The organism is Paenibacillus sp. FW104-T2, assembly GCF_058789975.1.
The window spans coordinates 1-20,709 of record NZ_JBYTCE010000002.1; the positions used below are offsets into that span (position 1 = coordinate 1).

Annotated in this window: 17 protein-coding genes; 14 read left to right on the top strand and 3 right to left on the bottom strand. The window is 45.7% G+C overall.

Annotation, left to right across the window (positions count from 1 at the left end; genetic code table 11):
- The first annotated feature begins 200 nt into the window (after positions 1-200).
- From AC3WQ3_RS02765 to AC3WQ3_RS02780, 4 genes are all read left to right on the top strand, one after another.
- On the top strand, positions 201-380 hold the full coding sequence (locus AC3WQ3_RS02765) for a hypothetical protein (RefSeq protein WP_492471413.1): 180 nt from the start codon (positions 201-203) through the stop codon (positions 378-380).
- A 202-nt stretch (positions 381-582) separates the two neighbouring features.
- Positions 583-1,281 (top strand): RNA polymerase sporulation sigma factor SigK, encoded by a 699-nt coding sequence (gene sigK, locus AC3WQ3_RS02770; protein ID WP_095289757.1) that lies wholly within the window; start codon positions 583-585, stop codon positions 1,279-1,281.
- 164 nt (positions 1,282-1,445) lie between these two features.
- Complete coding sequence (locus AC3WQ3_RS02775) at positions 1,446-2,807, top strand: amino acid permease (RefSeq protein ID WP_492471414.1); 1,362 nt, start codon at positions 1,446-1,448, stop codon at positions 2,805-2,807.
- 271 nt (positions 2,808-3,078) lie between these two features.
- Positions 3,079-3,672: a GNAT family N-acetyltransferase gene (locus AC3WQ3_RS02780; protein ID WP_492471415.1), complete on the top strand. Its 594-nt coding sequence runs from the start codon at positions 3,079-3,081 to the stop codon at positions 3,670-3,672.
- A 32-nt stretch (positions 3,673-3,704) separates the two neighbouring features.
- On the opposite strand, the gene AC3WQ3_RS02785 is transcribed toward AC3WQ3_RS02780, so the two are convergent.
- Positions 3,705-4,547, bottom strand: a complete 843-nt coding sequence (locus AC3WQ3_RS02785) for an alpha/beta hydrolase (RefSeq protein ID WP_492471416.1) — start codon at positions 4,545-4,547, stop codon at positions 3,705-3,707.
- Positions 4,548-4,603: 56 nt separating this feature from the next.
- Positions 4,604-5,026 carry a MarR family transcriptional regulator gene (locus tag AC3WQ3_RS02790; protein ID WP_154896945.1) on the bottom strand — a complete coding sequence of 141 codons (423 nt, stop codon included), beginning with the start codon at positions 5,024-5,026 and terminating at the stop codon, positions 4,604-4,606.
- A gap of 155 nt (positions 5,027-5,181) precedes the next feature.
- Here AC3WQ3_RS02790 and AC3WQ3_RS02795 point away from each other — a divergent pair, with 155 nt between their 5' ends.
- The 10 genes from AC3WQ3_RS02795 to AC3WQ3_RS02840 all read left to right on the top strand — a co-directional run bounded on the left by AC3WQ3_RS02795 (position 5,182) and on the right by AC3WQ3_RS02840 (position 19,614).
- Positions 5,182-6,291: a FecCD family ABC transporter permease gene (locus tag AC3WQ3_RS02795; RefSeq protein WP_154896944.1), complete on the top strand. Its 1,110-nt coding sequence runs from the start codon at positions 5,182-5,184 to the stop codon at positions 6,289-6,291.
- A 3-nt stretch (positions 6,292-6,294) separates the two neighbouring features.
- Entirely contained in the window at positions 6,295-7,062 is a 768-nt protein-coding gene (locus AC3WQ3_RS02800) for an ABC transporter ATP-binding protein (protein WP_492471417.1), read from the top strand.
- A gap of 273 nt (positions 7,063-7,335) precedes the next feature.
- Positions 7,336-7,701, top strand: coding sequence for a hypothetical protein (locus tag AC3WQ3_RS02805; protein ID WP_154896943.1), 366 nt, complete (start codon positions 7,336-7,338; stop codon positions 7,699-7,701).
- A gap of 103 nt (positions 7,702-7,804) precedes the next feature.
- Complete coding sequence (rnhA, locus tag AC3WQ3_RS02810; protein ID WP_492471418.1) at positions 7,805-8,467, top strand: ribonuclease H; 663 nt, start codon at positions 7,805-7,807, stop codon at positions 8,465-8,467.
- Positions 8,468-8,668: 201 nt separating this feature from the next.
- Positions 8,669-9,538, top strand: a complete 870-nt coding sequence (locus AC3WQ3_RS02815; RefSeq protein WP_127537680.1) for an alpha/beta fold hydrolase — start codon at positions 8,669-8,671, stop codon at positions 9,536-9,538.
- A 299-nt stretch (positions 9,539-9,837) separates the two neighbouring features.
- Positions 9,838-10,827 carry a serine/threonine protein kinase gene (locus AC3WQ3_RS02820; RefSeq protein ID WP_492471419.1) on the top strand — a complete coding sequence of 330 codons (990 nt, stop codon included), beginning with the start codon at positions 9,838-9,840 and terminating at the stop codon, positions 10,825-10,827.
- A gap of 519 nt (positions 10,828-11,346) precedes the next feature.
- Positions 11,347-17,052 (top strand): S8 family serine peptidase, encoded by a 5,706-nt coding sequence (locus AC3WQ3_RS02825; protein WP_492471420.1) that lies wholly within the window; start codon positions 11,347-11,349, stop codon positions 17,050-17,052.
- A 180-nt stretch (positions 17,053-17,232) separates the two neighbouring features.
- Positions 17,233-18,480, top strand: coding sequence for a helix-turn-helix domain-containing protein (locus AC3WQ3_RS02830; RefSeq protein WP_492471421.1), 1,248 nt, complete (start codon positions 17,233-17,235; stop codon positions 18,478-18,480).
- A 109-nt stretch (positions 18,481-18,589) separates the two neighbouring features.
- A complete protein-coding gene (gene imm48 / locus AC3WQ3_RS02835) occupies positions 18,590-19,045 on the top strand; it encodes an Imm48 family immunity protein (RefSeq protein WP_492471422.1) in 456 nt (151 codons plus the stop codon).
- A 32-nt stretch (positions 19,046-19,077) separates the two neighbouring features.
- Complete coding sequence (locus AC3WQ3_RS02840) at positions 19,078-19,614, top strand: RNA 2'-phosphotransferase (protein ID WP_336780508.1); 537 nt, start codon at positions 19,078-19,080, stop codon at positions 19,612-19,614.
- A gap of 154 nt (positions 19,615-19,768) precedes the next feature.
- Here the strand turns inward: AC3WQ3_RS02840 and AC3WQ3_RS02845 are convergent, their stop codons facing one another.
- Positions 19,769-20,626 carry an SDR family oxidoreductase gene (locus AC3WQ3_RS02845; RefSeq protein WP_492471423.1) on the bottom strand — a complete coding sequence of 286 codons (858 nt, stop codon included), beginning with the start codon at positions 20,624-20,626 and terminating at the stop codon, positions 19,769-19,771.
- Positions 20,627-20,709: the final 83 nt, after the last annotated feature.

The following is a 20,709-nucleotide window of genomic DNA, read 5'->3' on the forward strand; positions in this document are numbered from 1 at the left end:
CATAGATATTATCGTCATAATTTGTCGAAAGTTTAGTTTTAATGTCGAAAAATCGTATAACTCCCTTTATTAAACATATTTCATCCTGCGAGGTGTCTCTTGAAGAGGTGGATTTTGGGTCATTGGCGGAGAACCGATTAGAGTTAGATCCAGAAGCTTAATAATCATTAATATCATTTTTTCCAAGAGAAGGTGACCGTTTGTACTACTATAAAGGCGCATTCAGAGGCGCAGATAACTTTATCTATTTCAAAAGCGATGTTCTATTAACTGAGAATGATGTTGTGATATTGGGAGAGAAAACGTATTTCATTGAGAGTGTCCAAAAAGAATTTCTACTCCTGCAGAAGGTTGGCTCCATTGTTGAAGTGAGTACGTAATACTCATGCGAAAGGATCGACTTGACACAGGCAACATAAATCAGCAGCGTTCTCCATCATAAAGATCCATTAAATTATCAAGGAAACGTTCCCTTTTTGAAGTGTACGTGCACTTCTGGGCCCCCGCCTACATACAATAGATCGACCCTGTTCCTTCACGTGCTCAGGCCAGATCGTTGTAAAACTGCAGGAGGTGTCATCTGTGCCCGGATTGTTTACCGCAATTGCCCTGTTCATCAAGGAGTTAACGCTGCTCGTCTCGTATGTCAAAAATAATGCGTTTCCCCAGCCGCTGGCTGAGGACGAAGAAGCCAAGCACCTGCGCCTCATGGCTGAAGGCAACGCCCACTCCCGCAACTTGCTCATTGAACACAATCTGCGCCTTGTTGCGCATATCGTCAAGAAGTTCGACAATACGGGTGAAGATCTGGAAGATCTGATCTCGATCGGAACCATCGGCTTGATCAAGGCCATCGAAAGCTTTCAGCAAGGCAAAGGAACCAAACTCGCCACATTTGCGGCCCGCTGTATAGAGAATGAAATCCTGATGCACCTGCGGTCCCTGAAGAAAACACGCAAAGACGTTTCCCTTCATGATCCCATTGGAACGGACAAAGAGGGCAACGAAATTACGTTAATTGATATCCTTGGAACCGAAGCAGATGATGTCGTAGACAAGGTGCAGCTTAAGATTGAAAAAAGTAAAATTTACCGTAATCTCGACATTCTCGATGACCGGGAAAAGGAAGTCGTCATTGGCCGATTCGGCCTAGAGGCTGGCGGGGAAGAACGGACCCAGCGCGAAATTGCCAAGGAACTCGGCATCTCCCGTTCGTATGTCTCACGGATCGAGAAACGGGCGTTAATGAAGCTGTATCATGAGTTCTATAAGCAAAAATAACGATGACCCAAACTAGAGGGCGCCTTGTTAGAAGAGGTGGCCTCTTTGGCGTGAAAAAAATCATAAATGAAGGATATGTATTCTGGTCAGATTATTATATGATGTGTTGTATACAAGTTTCAGCAACCTAGAGAGCATGTGCAGAAAGAGAGTGGTGGTTTACCATGCAGCAAGAAACATTAACACGGGGATTAAAGAACAGGCATGTCCAGCTTATGGCGATTGGAGGTGCGATTGGGACAGGCCTCTTTCTGGGAGCGGGCAAGACGATTCAACTGACAGGACCGTCGATCCTGCTGGCGTATATCATCACAGGTGTGATTTTATTTTTGATCATGCGTGCATTGGGCGAACTGTTGTTAAGCAACCTGCAGTATCACTCCTTTGTGGATTTTGTGCGTGATTACATGGGAAATATGGCGGCGTTTATTACAGGCTGGACCTACTGGTTCTGCTGGATTTCCATCGCTATGGCGGATATTACGGCTGTCGGCATGTATACGCAGTTCTGGTTTCCGAATGTACCGCAATGGATGCCTGGTTTAATTGCATTAGTCATTTTGTTAATCATGAATCTGGCAACAGTGAAGCTGTTTGGCGAGATGGAATTTTGGTTTGCTTTAATCAAAGTCATTGCCATTCTGGCCCTTATTGTTGTAGGTCTATATATGATATTTAAAGGTTTTACCACTGATCAGGGGACGGCTAGCTTCACCAATCTGTGGAGTCATGGGGGATGGTTCCCGAATGGCATGCATGGCTTCATTATTTCGTTCCAGATGGTGGTGTTCGCTTTTGTCGGCATGGAGCTGGTCGGACTGACCGCAGGGGAGACGGAGAATCCGGAGAAGGTTATTCCGAAAGCCATTAACCAAATTCCGATCCGTGTGCTGCTTTTCTATGTGGGTGCATTGCTGATTATTATGAGCATCTATCCGTGGAAAGCGATTGTGCCGAGTGAAAGTCCCTTTGTACAGGTGTTTGCAGCTGTAGGTATTGCGACTGCCGCCGGGATCGTGAATTTCGTGGTGCTGACATCTGCAGCTTCGGCATGCAACAGTGCCATTTTCAGTACAAGCCGTATGGTCTTCTCCATGGCCAAGGATCGGAATGCGCCGGAGTCGCTTGCCCGTCTGAATGGCCGAAAGGTGCCTTCCAATGCACTCTTTTTCTCCACGCTGGTTATTCTGGTTGCCATTATTCTGAATTATGTCATGCCAGAGGGCGTGTTTACACTGATCACCAGTGTTTCGACCGTTTGCTTTATCTTTGTCTGGGGCATTATGGTGATCTGTCACCTGAAATACCGCCGGACCCAGCCGGGGATCGCTAGTCGGAGTCACTTCAAGCTGCCGCTTTATCCATTTTCCAACTACTTGATTTTGGCTTTCCTCGCGTTTGTGCTGGTTGTTCTGGCATTGGCAGAGGATACGCGTGTGGCGCTGTTTGTTACGCCGGTGTGGTTTATTCTCATGGCAGTGATCTATCTGTTCCAAAAAAGAAGAGCAACCACAACGCAAGGTTAAAGCGCTAACGGTCTCAATGCGGAGGAGATACCGTGTACTCTGAAAGAAGTAAAAACGAAAACCGTCCATCCTTGATGGGCGGTTTTTTACGTTTTTAAAGTGACCATTTCTCATCTGAATGAAGTTATTAACCATATTTTGAAATTGAAGCGGATGCAGAAGCACCTTCGGCTGCCCAGTAAAAAACGTTTTGCACCAAAAGGAGTCTGTACCGATGGCTCATTAATTTGTAATATGTTTTATATAAACCAGATGGAGGTGGACAGTGATCATGCAAGAAAAAGATGTTGTTCTTGAAGGGAAAAGGGTAACTCTTCTACCTATGGAAAACAGCCACAAGGCGGAATTAATTCGTGTCTTATTCACTCCAGAAGTGTGGGAATTCACTTGGCGAACAATCCATACACCTGAAGAACTTGATCAAGTACTGACGTTTGCACTGGACAATAAAGAGAAGGGATCACAGCTTCCCTTCACTATTGTGGATCAAGCGACAGGAGACATCATCGGAACTACCCGAATAGGTGATCTTGACATGGGGAACCGAAATGCTGAGATAGGATGGACCTGGCTTGCACCTGACTATTGGCGGACGGGAGTAAATACAGAGTGTAAATATCTTTTGCTGCAATATTGCTTTGAAGAACTGAATTTAATGCGGGTGCAGTTCTCCGTAAGCGGACAAAATGTCCGATCGCAACGAGCCATTGAACGAATCGGAGCCAAGAGAGAAGGCATATTCCGTAAGCACAGAATAAAGGCGGACGGTTCGGTTCATGATAATATTTTTTACAGCATCATAGACAGTGAATGGGCAGATGTAAAAGAGAAACTTTTGTGTTTATTATCCAAAACATATACATAATCACTAATGCGGCGAACGATATTTCGCCAATGTTAACTGGAGAAATCACTCTTTCTCCGCTGAAGCCACTCCAGGATAATCTCGACTGCTTCAATATACCTCTGACCTACGAGCAAACCGGTATGTGTCGTGTGCCATAGTCCGGCATATTCCGCACGAAGCTGCTCTGCGGTTAATCTGCCTCGCTGCTCCTCTTCCTCATTGGACACGGCTTTGATTACGAGACTAGGACATGTAATGGACTCACCGTTAATGGATACCACGTCCTCACCACCAAAGAACGCGGAGAATGTGCTGAAGGCCTGCGATGATTCCATGGCCAAATATTTGCGCTGAAAAGCAATATCCTCTGCCGATTCATCTATGCTGGTCAGCTCATGATGAACGGGTGCAGGAACGACGAGGCCAGGCGTTATGCGATCCACTTCAGCATAAGGCACGGAACGAAGAACCTCCTGGCTCAGACTGGAATCGATTACGACCAACCCTCGCAGGGGAGAGGTTTCTGCAAGCTTTTGACTAAGAATGCCACCCATGCTGAATCCGATGAGGATAGGCGGCTCCCCGCACTCGGTGAGGATTTCCTGAATATCCTCGAGGTAATCCTCGAAGGTCACCCGGGTCATGTCCTGCACCCTGCTCTTGTAGTGACTTCTCAGATTCATCACATAGCAAGTCCAACCTTTTTCAACGAAATGAGGGATGTATTTGCTCCACATCCAGCTGCCTGTATAGGCACCGTGAACGAATAGGAGAGGGGGTCTGTGATTACTTCTCCCTTGAATTTCATCTCCCTCAAAGATCTCCAGATACAAATCCTGTTCCCCAATGTATTGTACGGTATGGTCAGGCAGCGATTTGGTGTAGTCTTTCATGCATAATTCCTCCTTGAGACTTATAGTTTTATATCAAACTATTTATCCAAAAAAATTTAGAAGTTGCTATGAATTTTCATCAAAATTCGAAGCAGTTCCTCTTTCTCTGTTTCTGTGATATCCGCGTAAAAGACATTCAGCAGGTTCTGAGAGATCTGTTCAAAGACGGGCTTGAGATCCTGGCCTTTAGATGTCAGTGCTACATGAACAACGCGCGTATCTTCGTCACTTCTCTCCTTGATGACGTATCCCATGCGAACCAGCTTGTCGACAAGTGCTGTGACGGTAGATTTGTCCTTGCCAATTTTTTTGGCGATCTCCGCCATGGTCATTTGAGGCCGGTGGTACAGAGCATAGATAATGTCGCCGTGTGAAGTGGCAATATCCTGAACCCCGTGCTTGGTCATCTCGGATACGATAAAACGGTTGGAACTCTCTTTAATTTTGGATATGAGTGATATGGCATCTCTTGTTTTCATAATCTCAATATAGTTTTATATCAAACCATTGTCAAGAGGGGAGTTATGTTTTAAAATTGACAAAGATAATCATTCTCAATTATAATCCGATCAAAAGCGTTGTACATAGCTAAATTTTGAGATCTTACATTTTCGTGGAAGTGATGGGGGAAGAAATGGCACAAACAGTTCAGATGCAGACGCAGCACGTGGGTAAACCCAAGTCTTTGATTCACAGCAAAACCGGTTTCGCATTACTTCTTGCAGCACTTGTGGTATTCATGCTTGTATCGGTGGGGATAGCGGTATCCATAGGTCAGGTGCATATTCCGCTGGCCGAGTCCTATCGGATTCTGCTCTACAAAATAACGGGCTTTCAGCTTGGAGCTGCGCCGATTGAATCGGGTTCCTTTACCGATATCATCTGGCAAATTCGTTTTCCGCGTGTATTAATGGCCATGTTTATCGGGGCAGGTCTGGCGCTCTGTGGTGCCGTCATGCAGGCTGCTGTGCAGAATCCACTCGCTGATCCTTACATATTAGGTATATCCTCAGGAGCTTCACTCGGAGCAACGTTTGCGATTTTGATCGGATTCGGTTCCATTAGCTGGTTGGGACAAACGGGTGTAGCCTTTTGGGCCTTCGCCGGTGCCATGGGCGCATCCTTGCTGGTCCTTACACTTGCAGGGATCCGTGGCAAAATGACATCCGTCAAGCTGGTACTTGCCGGGATGGTCATTAACGCACTATGCAGTGCGTTCTCGAACTTTATCATTTACTTTGCAAACAATGCTGAAGGCATTCGAACCGTCACATTCTGGACGATGGGCAGCCTCGCGGCTTCGGGCTGGAACAAGCTCCCACTGATCAGTATTGTCGTTCTGGTAGCGATTCTGTTCTTCCTGCTGCAATCCCGTGTGCTTAATACGATGCTGCTCGGGGATGAAGCGGCTGTGACGCTGGGCATTAATCTTAGTGTATATCGCAGATTGTATATGCTTTTAACGGCACTTGTAACGGGGGTTATGGTATCGAGCTGCGGAATGATCGGTTTTGTGGGACTCATTATTCCACATATCGTAAGAGGTATGGTTGGCTCAGACCATCGCAAAGTCATGCCCGTGTCGGTATTATTCGGGGCCATTTTCCTCATTTGGACGGATGTTATCGCAAGATCTCTAATATCCAGCGTTGAACTGCCGATTGGAATTATTACGGCCATGATTGGTGCACCGATGTTTATGTATATGCTGGTCAAAAAAGGCTACGGTTTTGGAGGAAAATAAACCATGAAACTGAACGTAGAAAATGTATCCATATCAGTGCTGAATACGGACATCATCCGAAACATTTCGTTACAGGTAAACGACAAGCAATTTGTTGGAATCATTGGACCGAACGGTTGCGGCAAGTCAACGCTGCTCAAGAGCATCTACAAAGTGATCAAGCCACAGCAGGGAAGCGTATTACTCGGCGATAAGGACATTCTGAAATGCAGTCCGAAGATCGTATCCCGGCATATGGGTGTTGTGGGACAGTTCAACGAACTGAGCTTTGATTTTACGGTGCGCGAGATGGTCATGATGGGCCGGACACCACACAAAAAGCTGCTGGAAACCGATAATCAGCAGGATGCCCGGATTGTGGAGCAGGCGCTTGAAAAGGTACATCTGTCCGGACATGCGGATCGCAATTATGTATCTTTGTCCGGTGGAGAGAAGCAGCGTGTCATCCTAGCCCGTGTACTGGCACAGCAGCCTGAATTTCTCATTTTGGACGAGCCGACCAATCATCTGGACATCAAATACCAACTCCAAATTCTCAATATTGTCCGTAGGTTGGACATTGGCATACTGGCAGCACTCCATGATCTCGAACTGGCAGCAGAATATTGTGATTACCTGTATGTGGTGAAGCGGGGACAGATCGTGGTTCACGGTAAGCCTGCAGATATTTTGACACGTGAGATGATTGGGGAAGTGTTTGAGGTAGACTGCGAAATTTACGAAAACCCGGTTACGGGTGGATTGGGTATAGCCTATCTAAGTACACGTTAATGCAAAAAAAATAAAACTCGAGTAGATCCACAGATGAGCCGAGAATAACAGACCGTATTCTGCAAGAGCAATGTTGTGTTGCTGGCAGGAACGGTCTTTTTTGTGGAGCAGTGAGAATCGATGAATTATACAGTTAATTGGTGATTCGCTGACGGTGGGGAAAATAGTCCCAAAAACAAAAGGACCATTATACTACGTTCCAAATGTGGAAAACGACCGATGTTATTAAGGAGGTTCCTTTCTGCTAACAAACGAGGAGTGATACAGCGTACGATGCATACGAAGATAATACAGGAACTTCTTTCCCAAGAAGATTCCGAAGAGGCGATACCAGATGATAGAGCCGTCGAGCCTTTGATTCAAGCGATCATGGACCCCAGAACATCAGGAAGCAGGGGAACATTCTTATACGCTCTTGAACGTTTGGATTACATATTACATATAGAGCACATCATTCCGTTTATTGGTGATACCAGTCTGGAAGTGTGTGCACAATCATTTATGCTGTTGGAGCAGCTAAAGGATAAGCTATCCGACGAGCAAATACTTACATGTGAGCAAGTCATTGAGCAACAAATCAGACATAATGAAAGAAAGCTTCTGGTCGTAGCCTTGGACATGGTGCGGAGTTGGAAATAAGGGTGACGGTGAACTGAACGAATGTCTATCGAGTGCTTTCATTCACCCCTTCCTTTCGTTTACAATAGGGTATTGATTGCAGCAAACGAAGGAGCGGGTAACGATGGCAAAACAGAAATACTATGTCGTCTGGGAAGGCAAGAAACCAGGTGTGTATAACACGTGGGCGGAATGCAAAGCACAGACGGATCATTTTACCGGAGCAAAATATAAATCATACGAATCCAGATCAGCAGCCGAAGAGGCATATCGTGCCGGGTGGAAAGGGAACTGGGGGACAGGCTCGAGTGGAGCAGGTGGTTCTTCCAAAAGCAAATCGGTCAGCAGCGGCAGAAGCGCTGGGATGGAGACATCGGAGGAAGTGGACTATGACAGTATTTCGGTTGACGTGGGCACACGCGGAAATCCGGGACCTGTAGAATATAAAGGTGTGGATACGCGCACGGGAGAGATTATTTTCTCCGTAGGACCGATTTCCAAGGGAACGAACAACCTGGGTGAGTTTTTGGCTATCGTGCATGCCTTGGCGCATCTCAAAAAAGAAGGAAGTAACAAGACCGTGTATACCGACTCGGTGAATGCTATGAAGTGGCTGAAGCAAAAGAAAGTATCCACTACGCTGCCTCGGGATAACTCAACGGAGGAGATCTGGCTCATGATAGACCGTGCGGAGCAATGGCTGCGTACGAATACGTACAGCAATAAAGTGTTGAAATGGCAGACGAAACAGTGGGGCGAAATCAAGGCGGATTACGGGCGAAAATAAGCAAAGATCCTGTACGTATGTTCCATTATATGTAGTCTATTAGAAACGATATTTACAATTTCCAGTTTCCATTCTATAATCATCTGAATATGATAAGTTACACATATGGAGGAGCCTGTCATCTGCAGGCCCTCTTTATCTTTTTGGTCCATCCCTTTTTCGTCAAATTAGAGGGTAGAGTACACATTGCAGGAGGCAGACATGAGTTCCATTTATAGAAGTGAAGAAGGCAAGAACAGTATTCTGGAGGATTATGAAGCCTATCTGGAAAATCTGGGCGAGGGCGTTGAGCGAGAATATGTGGAGACACGTTTTGGACAAACCCATGTTTTGCTGACAGGGCCGGAGAACGGGAAACCGCTGTTCATTCTCCAAGGCGGAAACTGTGTGAATCCGATGACGTTGTCCTGGTTTTCTTCCTTATTCAAGGATTACCGAATTATTGCTCCCGATACGATCGGTCACCCCGGTTACAGTGAAGAGACACGAATCTCGGCGAGGTTTGACAGTTTGGCCTTGTGGGTTTCCGACTTGCTGGACCACTACAAGATTGAAAAAAGTGCGTTTATCGGGCCTTCTTTTGGTGGTGGAATTATTCTTAGACTGGCTACCTATATTCCGGAACGTATTGCATGTTCCGTTTTGGTATCGCCTGCAGGACTGGCTGTGGGTTCGAAATTTAAAACAGCTCAGGACATTGTTCTTCCACTTGTGAAATACCGGATGACTTCTTCGCCATCTTCTTTGCAAAAAATTACAGGCACCATGTCATGCAACTGCATGAAGGAAATGGATAAAAATATCATGGGCAAAATCTTCAAATACGTCAGCATGGAGCAGGATAACCCTAAGCTTACGGAACGGGAAGAGCTGGTGAACTATACGTCGCCAACGCTGCTGCTGGTCGGAGAGAAGGATGTCTTTTTCCCTGGGGACAAAGTTATTGAACGAGCTCAGAAAATTATCCCGAATGTACAAGCCGTCAAGTACGACACGGGGCATTTTCCTTCACAGGATGTGCTCATTCAGATGAACGAGGAGATTCGCCAGTTTTTACAACAAAACTATTAATATAGCACAGGCACGGGCGGATCAAAGGTTTCAAGTCCATTAAACGAATCCGCCCTATTTGTCGATAACATGATGAGATAAGTAGTTTAAGATTTAACTAAGATTTTGAAATTCTATCAGGTATAGACTAGTATGGAGTAGGGTATCGTAATTTATTTTATTATTTCCACATAAGTGTGTTTCAAATTGCTATGATTGGTTTATATAGATGGTTGGCGATGAAACGTCTGCTGATTGGGACAGAGTAATGCAACATGCGGCAAGTCTTCCGATCGACAAGGTTGAAAAGAGGGTCTGTTATGAGAAAAGACAATTACAAAATGGCACTGCAGCGCAATGTCATTCTAAATGATACATATCAGGTAAGACAGGTACTCGCCAGCAGCGAGCTGGCTATTGTATATGCTGGAAGAGACAAAAATACAGGGGCGAAGATCGCCATTAAGGAATTTTTCCCGCAGAGGCTGGCTTCGCGGCATTCGGACAAGCGGGGAGTGTACTGTTCTTCGCGTGGATTCGGCGGGCAGTATCAGGAGCTGCTTGCTTCTTTCATGGTAGAAGGAGAATTGTTGTCGGGTCTGAGTCATCCTCATATTATTCCATACATAGATCATTTCGAAGAAAATGGCACAGGGTATCTGATTACGGAATACTGCAGCGGGGTTACGTTGAACGAGTTTTTGCATGAAAACGATCATGCACTGGACCCTACATTTATTCAAGGTACCCTGCTTCCCCTGGTTGATACATTGGACTACATTCATAAGCAAGGCATTCTTCATAGGGATGTGAAACCATCCAACATTATGATTATGGAGGACGGGACGCCGATGCTGCTGGATTTCGGTTCGGCTGCCCGTTGGCCGATGCAATCTGGAGATAAACAGGCCATTTTCACATCCTCCGGATATTCGCCGCTTGAATTTTATTCGGAGAAATCCATCCAGGGGCCGATGTCAGATATCTATAGTCTGTCAGCTTTACTGCATTACTGGACATGCGGGCAGCCTCCATTGGACGTGAAGCAGCGGTTGTTTCAGGATGAACTACCATCTGTCCGCAGCCACAACACCTATGTGAATCCTTGGCTGGCACGTGTCATTCACTGGGGCCTGACGGTCCGCTCCGAGAAACGCTGTGCCTCGCTCGCCTGGGTCAGAAGATCTTTGCGGGTGCAGGCTCTGATGTGGAAATTGCGCAAACCAGGTACGTTGGAATGGACACTCGCAGAGGATGAACATACTCAAGTCTATGATCTGGAAACGGGCAAAAAGCATGAGACGGCTTAATTTAAGCTTTATTGCAGCTCAGTCTTTAACGTAGAGAATAAAATGTAAGAACCCAAGTTAAGCTAGGCTTCCACTGAAGGGAGGTCTGGCTTATTTGTTTTACATATTAAAATGACAATTGGAAGAATTGGAGTATAAGAAGTCAAATAAGCTCACATATCTCGTTCTGCTCGGAATATTGATGTGAGATTTTGTACGTTTTTATTTAGAAATTTTGGAGTGAATCCCACAAAAAATAGCATAAAAAGTAAATTTGTATTCAAAATACTCTTCATTTTCGAAAGTGTTTTTAGGTCTAGAGATACTTGTTTGTTAAAAGAAGTTGCAAATATAAAGGTGTCAGCCTGGTTTTGTAAAGCAAAGTCTCTAAATTAGATAATTCGGTCTATTTTTATGTAAATTTTTTAGAAGAATATCAGATCGATTCAATCTATTAACATACTCAATTACCCCAATTTACATTCCATACGCTGCGGAATACGATAATCCTAATCTATTGCAAACCGCAGGAGGTATAAAATGAAACGAAAATCAGCCCGATGGTTATCCGGTGTCTTAGCAGCAGGAGTCATGTTGTCTTCCATGTTCTCCATGCCAGCTTACGCAGCGCCGGCCTATGGCCCTCTACAGCATAGTGAGAGCGCTAAGTCCATTTTACAATCACTGACGCCAGAAGAAAGACAAGCTTTGAACCAGCTTCAAGTGATGGACGGTGAAGTGATCGATCCCAAGGTGAATACCAAAAGTAGCGATTTGGTAAACGTGATTGTGCAGTTCAAAAGTGAACCCGCTGCGGTTGCCTTGAAACGGGCTGCAGTAAACAATGAGAAGATGTCTGAGCTTACGGCTACGAGCAAAGTGAAACAAAATCACCAGCAATTCAAGCAGCACATTAAATCTTTGCAGCAGAAGAGAGGGCTATCCTATGATGCTGCCTCGATCCGGATTACCCAGGAGTACGAGACAGCGCTAAATGGCGTTGCGTTAACAGTCCCTGGTGTAGCCGTAGAAGATTTGATGAAATCAGGGGTAGTGAAAAAAGTATGGGCTGACCAGGAAGTGACACTTGATCTGCCAGAGACAGACACATCAAGTGAATTTGCATCTGCACCCGGAATGCAGCCTCGAATGGCTGATAGTGTGCCATATCTCGGCATCGACAAACTTCATGAAGAGGGTATCACTGGTAAGGGAATCAAAGTGGGTGTACTGGACACCGGAATTGATTATAATCATCCGGATTTAACAGGGGCGTATAAAGGGTATCGCGCTCATGAGGGAGAAGATCCAAAACAAGTGGATCCGGCTACGGTTAAGGGCTGGGACTTTGTCGATAACGATGCGGACCCGATGGAGACGACATATGAAGATTGGGAAAATTCGGGTTACAAGGAACAGGGTGTTTTAGCAGAAGAATATTATACTTCCCATGGTACACACGTATCGGGAACCATCGCAGGGCAGGCCAAAAATGACGTGGGATATGCTGTAAAAGGTGTTGCTCCAGACGTAGACTTATATGTGTACCGTGTACTTGGCCCTGGTGGAAGTGGTGAGATGAGTGGCATTATTGCCGGGATTGACAAGGCCATTGAAGATGAACTGGATGTGATTAATCTCTCTCTCGGTGCTGCAACGAATGATCCATTGGATCCGGCCTCCATTGCACTGAATAATGCGATGCTGCAAGGTGTGGTGAGTATGGTTGCGGCTGGTAATGATGGACCCAGTGAAGGTACGTTAGGTACACCGGGAGCGAGCGCGCTGGCCATTACGATTGGTGCTTCCGATGTTCCGTTAACTCTTCCTACCGCTACCGTGACTATGGATGTGTATAGTGATCCAGGTGCGGGAGAGTCGGGCGAAAATACAGCTGAACCAGAAGCGCCTACTGTAGAAGAAGAAGTGCCAGTGGGAGAAGAAATGCCTGCAACAGAAGAAGCGCCACCAGCAGCAGAGGAACCATCTGCAGCAGATGTACAAGCATCCGCAACAGAAGAAGAGACACCACTAGAAACTCCACCTGTAGTAGAAGAAACACCTGCAGTAGATGAAGAAACATCGGCAGAAGAAAATGCACCTGAAGCGGAAGTAGAAACTCCACCAGCAGCAGAAGGAACACCTGTAGTAGAAGAAGAAGTTCCAGCAGTAGGAGAAGAAGCGCCTGCTTCAACTTATACTGAGGAGTTACCTCTGTTTGGTAAAGATTTTACTGACGATCTGACTACGCTTGAAGGCAAAACCTACGAACTTGTTTATGCGGGGCTTGGTAATGCTTTTGATTTTGAAGGTATTGATGTACAAGGCAAAGTGGCCCTAATTGCGCGGGGTGATATTGCACTCGATGCCAAGATCGTCAATGCAAGAAAGGCAGGGGCGGCAGCGGCAATCATTTATAATAATGTTGAAGGAACAATCCCCAATTATTTGGGTGAAATGAACGGGTATATTCCTACGTTTCAAATGATGAGAGAGCTTGGAGAAAAGCTAAAAGAGTTGAACGGCGTGACGGTCACCTTTGGCGCAGCGGGCCAAACCGTTACGGAAGGAAATAAACTGGCGGATTTCAGTTCCCGAGGTCCAGCGTCCGTGAATGATGACATTAAACCCGATATCGTAGCCCCGGGTGTAGCTGTTTTTTCAACCTATCCTGTATTTGTGAATGATCATGCGGGTGAGAATTATAATATTGCCTATGCACGAATTTCGGGTACTTCCATGGCAACACCGCATATGGCGGGTATTGCTGCACTCATGCTTCAGGAACATGAAGAATACACACCTTTTGATGTGAAGACTGCTCTAATGAATACAGCTGTCGATCTGAACGGGAATTATTCCGTGTATGAAGTAGGTGCAGGCCGAGTAGATCCTTACCGGGCAGTCCACACATCCGTATTTGCCAAAGTTCAGGATAAAACGATTCACTTCTCGAATGACGAATCCATCCTTATTGATGAAATTACAGGTTCGATCGTATTTGATAGTGCATACTTGGAAGAAGACGGCCAGGGAAGCGTATCTGACAGCCGGACAGTTAAAATAGAGAATAAAGGGGACCTTGCCAAAACGTATAACACTTCCATCAAGCTGTTAAACGATATGAATTTAAATGTAGATCTTCCAGAATCGATTACTGTAAGTGGCGGAAGTACGGAAGAGATGACTGTTTCAGTGGATATACCACAGGACACGCCGAGCGGCCGTTATGAAGGATATGTATATCTAGATACGGAAAATGCTGCGGATCATATTCAGATCCCATTCTCCATTCGTATTAGCGAAAAGGGGATTACTTCGGTGGAGATGATTCCGCCATCCGTTACAAACGATACCCCATTCCATCAGTTCCTGAACCGGATGACACTGAGTGCCATTCTTTTGGGCAGTCCCATTGATTCTGTGGATGTATTGCTGAAGGATCGCGAAACCGGCGAAGAAATCGGGTTTGTAGGTACCTTGAATTCGCAGTCCCTGCTTCCGGGAGTGGAATATCTGATCCTGAATGTGTTTAGAGGTTATGCATTTCCGATTGAAAACGGGGAGATTTCCAACGTTGCACGATTTGTGCCTGAGGGCAGCTACACACTTGAATTCATCGGGAAGGATTCGGACTCCAAGCAGTATTCATACGAAAGATTGGTAGTTGTCGATAATACAGCCCCAGAGATTGATTTGGGTATAGAGCCTGGCGTATACGAGCTCAATGATAGTATGTTGACGGAAAGGGAGGGTGGACAGGGCGTCTGGTATGATGGCACAGCTATCGATTCAACAGTCCAAACCTTTGTTGATAATGGGATCACGGATTATGATCAATCTTCCAACCGTGTCATTTTCTACGAGAATGGCAGTCCCTTCTATTCCGGTGACTTGCCTGTTTCCAAAGAAGGAAACATATCATTTGGTATTACCAAAGAAGAATATGACAATGGTTACGAACTTCGACTCTTTGGAATGGATGTGGGTACAGCGGCCAATCCCGTCAAGGACCACCGCTATGGCTTTATTTCCGAAGGCAAACCTTATGTGACTAGTAAATATGACAAAGAACAAGTGCGTAAAGGAGATACGATTACCCAGACTATTCAATTGAACAATGTGGAGAAGTTAAACGGTATTTCGTTTACCCTGGAGTCGATGTATGACTATAAACAATTTAACCGGATTGAGCCAACGCCTGAGCTGCAGGCATTACTGGATGCCACAGGTGCTGAAGTGAAATTCAGTGATCCTGTAGTGAGCCCAAGAGAAATTAGCTTTGAGGCTTCCATCTCAGGGGGATCCTTTGAAGGAATCACAGGGAATCTTGATTTGTTCCATGTTGTCTTTGATGTTCCGAAGGATGAATTCTATTTTAAGAAAAGCGACGTACCATTTCTTGAAGTGAAATACACGACGGTTGGCATGAAAGAGAACGAAGAGAAATTGACATTAGCCGCGTTTAACACAGACAGCTATGAAGTGATTTCCAAATCTTCAAGAACATATGGTTATCTACGTCCCGAAGCTTTTATGGTCGATGGAGAGTATCTGGATTTTGCAAATGACTATTCGGCAATGGGCATTGAAGTTTATGCGGAGACGGCTTCCGGTGAGAAATATGAGGGGACTTTGCAAAAATATGGTGAGTTCCTGATCGATGGGATTCCGGCAACAGGAGAAGTGACGACCATCTACACACGAGTTCCGGGCCATTTACCTTCCAGGCTGGCAGTGGTTCTGAGCAAGACGATTGATGGCGAATACTACGGTATCAATCAACTGAATTCGTCTGATTATACGTATGCAGGAGATATTAATGGGGATGGAGCCATCGATATCTATGACATGGAGCTTGTAACAAAATATTATCGTACTTCCGATGAAACTGCTGATATTGACCAGGATGGTTATGTAGGAGACACCGAAGTGAGTTATATTACGAATAACTTTGGAATGACGGCTAACTATTCTACCAAGCAGCCTGTCTTGCAAATTGGGGACAAAGACTTAGGGTACTTCCTCAATAAAATTCAGGAAATGAACAATGGTGGTTCTGGTAATAATGGGGGCGGTTCGGGAAATAGCGGTGGCGGCGGATCTTCTACGACGCCTGCACCTGCACCATCTACAGAATCAGAATCAAGCCCAAATCAGGTCATTACGGAAAAAGATTTGCAATCTGCGGCAAACGGTACCGCGAATGTGGAGATGACGGTCGGTAAGAAGATTGAGCTGCCTATCAATGCCGGGGATTTGTTGGGTGCGAATTCACTCACAATATCTCAGCAAGGTGTGCTATCGCTCACCATTCCTTCTGGCGTATTGAAAGAATTGCAAACCAAAGGTGGCCCTGGTGCAGCTGATGGCAAAATCATCTTGGATATAAACAAAAAAGATGTGAAATTACCAGCGGCGAAACAAGGTCTGACGTGGACAACCGCAGGTGCTGCTTACGAAATTGAACTGTATCTCCAGGTTTCCAGTGAGAAATTATCTTTGTCCTCACTTCCTGAAGATGTTACGCTGACACTCCATTACGACAGAAAGCTAAACAGCGATCTGATTGGAATGTACACTGAACATTCAACTGCGAATCAATGGGATTACGCAGGTGGGATCGTAGACGAAGAGAAGGGTAGCGTTACTTCCCAATTGTCCGATTTGGGCACGTATGCACCGTTCGTCTACGATAAATCCTTCGAAGACGTGGCACCAACGCATTGGGCAAGCGAAGCAATCAAGTCTCTTGCAGCGAAACATGTGCTGACAGGTAAAACAGAGACTGCGTTTGATCCGCAAGGTCAAACAACTCGTGCCGAATTCGCTGCCTTAATCGTAAGAACCCTTGGCTTAGAGGCAAAAGGTAATGAATTGCCATTTGGTGATGTAAGCAAGGATGCCTGGTATATGGATAGCGTTGCTGCTGCTTATCAAGCAGGTTTGGTTCAGGGAGTATCTAGTGATACATTTGCTCCGACTCAAACCATTTCACGTCAAGAAATGGCCGTGCTTATGATGAGAGCATACGAATACCAAACCCAAACAAATGATACCCAGTCAGCTGATGCCGGTTATACGGATGAAGCAAACATTGCATCTTGGGCAAAAGAAGCTGTGGCTAAAGCGGCTGAGCTTGGTGTAATGAAAGGTTCTACTGGTGGGAAATTCAAACCTCAAGATAGTGCTACACGTGCCGAAACGGCCCAAACGGTTCACAATTTACTTTCGTTGCTGAAATAAGAAGTACAAATATAAGAGGTTCCTCCAGCATTAGGGGGGCCTCTTATTTTGTCATGACTGCACCTTGCGGTTCTCCCGAAATTCTCCTCCCACGTACACCAGACTCCAATATATAACTGGTAGAGTCCACATTCGATCCCTATAATTAGGAATAAACGATGGACAAAACGAGGTGTAGTGATGATTGAAGGGAAGATTATTAAATTTTACCGGGAGAAACATAGACGAACTCAAGGCGAACTGGTGAAAGGGATCTGTTCAGTCACACATCTGAGCAAAATTGAACGGGGAATGACAGAGTACTCACAGGAGATTATGGACATGCTCTGTGAGCGACTCCATATTGATATGGTAAGGGAAGTAACCAGATATCATCAAATGAAGGATCTGCTGGATTCATGGCAAGAGGCCATTATTATGCAGAGAACGGCCGAAGCTATTCGTCTAAAAGACAAGCTGGAAGAAGAACCGCTAGCAGGTATACCAGACTTGCGTCTATCCTGTGATTTGCTGCGGATCCGATTTTATTTATTTTTAAATAATATAGATGAGGCAGAAAGACTTATAGACAAAGTCGAGATTCCGGATGAATTGGAGCATTCGTACGAGCATTATTTTTATCACCACCTGATGGGGATTTACTATTTCCTAACAGGGCATTATACCAAATCCATCCAGACGTTAACCTCTATTGACCAATCGAAATATACGAATCATGAATACTTTTATCATTTGTCCCTGGCCTATCACTCGATCTATTCGAATATTACGTCTTACTATTACGCCGAGAAGGCTATCCAGCATTTTCGGAAAACGCTCAATATGGTCCGGATCATTGATACCGAAACCATTATGCTGGTTCAGCTCAATTCCCGAGAGTATCATGATTTTCCTGAGACTAAAAGAAGATATGAGAATCTCATTCGGATATGTGATGATTGCGGTCTTCCTGACCGAAAAGCCAAGCTGCTGAACAATCTGGGTTACGAATATAACCGGCGAAAGCAGTATGAGGAGGCTGCCTACTGGTACAATCAGGCGCTGGATATCATTCCGGAGAAACAACCGCTCTACCTGATGGTGCTTAATAATTACGTAGAAGCGAATAGACTGGGTAATCTCATTCCTGCAAACAAGCTATTAAATATATCTCTGGAAGCCCTGCATCGATCTGATCTTACGGGAGACGCAAGTTATATGGAATTGGAACTCCAATGTGTTATTTTGCAAGGCCAGGAGGAAGCGTATTTTGAAATGATAGAAGATAGAGTTCTTCCTTACTATCGTGAGCTTGGTTCCCAATATCTCGCCGAACGTTATGAGGAGATATTGTTTAAATATTATATGAATCATGGTGAAAAGGATAAGGCGCTTCATCTCGCAAAAAATCGTTTTGAAACGCAGACGACAACGCTTATATCAGGGTAATATATAAAATGCGAGAAGTGTCGCAGTATAGGGCATTTGAAACGAGCGCTATACCTCCGATACAATGGGGTCAGGGAGTCTAAGAGAATGGATTAAATATGGCTGAGAAATGGAGAACTACAATATGACTGATTTTATTAACGCAGAAGACATTAATGACGTCATTCTGGCAGCGGCTGCCTCGGAGCTTGAGCAGATGGTGGGCAGAATTTGTGAATTGATTGGTACGCCTTTGGAACAGACAACCGAGCTGGAGCGGCAGGTGATCGCTGCATTCGGCTTTGGGGCCGTATACAGCATTACTCATCGGGATCAACTAGCAGAGTCCCAGGCTCACGCACTAAGTATTCGGATGTTGATCAAGCCGTTTAACTACAGTGAGCAGCAAGCAGTGGACTTTGCCGACGATCTAATTCGGGTGGCCTCGGACCGGGAGGCGCATCCCGTAATGAACACGATTATTCATCGTGGGATTGACGGCCACCGTCAATTTAACCAGGAAGATGATGAAGGACTGGCACGCAATATTCAGGAGATTTTGACTGCGGTACAACCGGAGAGGTAGAAGAGAGTTACTAGATTCGGGAGATGATCGTGATGGATTTGATGAAACTAAGCAAGGAGCTCTCTTATGCTCTGCGGCATGCCCCTTGGGAATATGAGCTGGAGCTGGATGAAGAGGGCTGGGTAGAGATCTCGCAATTACTCGTAGCACTACATGAAAGTCCGCAGTGGAAAGAAGTAACGGAAGCGGACCTGGAGCAGATGATTCAGGCCTCGGAGAAAAAGAGACATGAAATCCGTTCCGGCCGCATCCGGGCGCTATATGGTCATTCCACTCCGCAGAAGATATCCAAAATCCCTGCGGAGCCGCCGGTAACCCTTTTTCATGGTACACCGGCTCGCGCGGTGGCTTCGATTATGGAGCAGGGATTGCAGCCACGGCAGCGGCAGTATGTGCACTTGTCCGCAGATATGAATACGGCCGAACAGGTAGGACGCAGACGTGATGATCAGCCCGTAATCCTGAAAATTCATGCCTCGCAGGCAGCCATGGACGGTATCCTCTTCTACCATGGAAACGAAAATATCTGGCTCGCTGATCACATACCTGCACGCTATATCGACCGCTGACAAGAATATTGCCCGCGAGTCCAATAGAGTATCATTTTGTTATATAAGCACTTGTACAGAAAAAAGGGGCACATCAACATTTGTTGGTGTGTCCCTTTTGGTTATCCAGCTAATAGAATTTCGTTCTAATAGCGGATATGGATTTGAAGACGTTTTATTTGCCCAGAATCGCCTTAACGCCTTCGCTCAATGGTTGAGCCGGACGGCCAAGCAGTTTCTCCAAGGTGTCGCTCTCTACAGCCAGTGCGCCTTCACGGATGGCACCTTGCATATCAACCAGCATAGAGACCACAAAGTCAGGCAGACCTGCACCTTTCATGATGTCGGCATAAGTAGCATCGTCCACGTTTTGTACATTGATGTCCTGTCCGAGCACTTCGCCAACGATGGCTGCAAGTTCAGCTTGCGTGCGGAGTTTACCAGACAACTCATATACTGAATTCTCATGTCCCTCACCTGTAAGCACTGCTGCGGCTGCATGTGCATAATCACTGCGCGTAGCCCAGCCTACTTGACTGTCGTTGGTTGCATGAACCCATGGGGCACCTTGGGTAGCAGCTTGTACGCTGCCTGCTTCATTTTCCAGATACCAGTTGTTACGCAGGAAGGAGTAGGAAATGCCGGATTCGCGGATCGCCTGTTCTGTGGCACGGTGCACTTCAGCCAGCGAAAGGGTGTTATTCTCGGCATTTACCACGCTGGTATACGCGATAAATCCAACACCTGCACTCTTGGCAGCATGAACCGCAGCTTGATGTTGGCGGATACGTGTCTCATTGTCGCCATCTGTGGAGATGAGCAGCAGGCGATCCACACCAGCGAAAGCTTTGGCAAGTGTACCTGGTTGATCGAAATCACCATGACGAACGTCGACGCCTTGAGCACGCAGTGCTTCCGCTTTCTCCGGGTTTCGTACACTTACAGCGAGATCCCCGGCTGATACCGTTTTTAACAAAGCTTCTACGACCAGTGAACCCAAATGACCTGTTGCGCCAGTAACCAAAATTTTCATGAAAAGTTCCTCCAATGGTTTAAGTATTTTGAAAAAAGTTTTGGATGTAATCAAGTCCGTTATAACAGATGTGATTACAACCA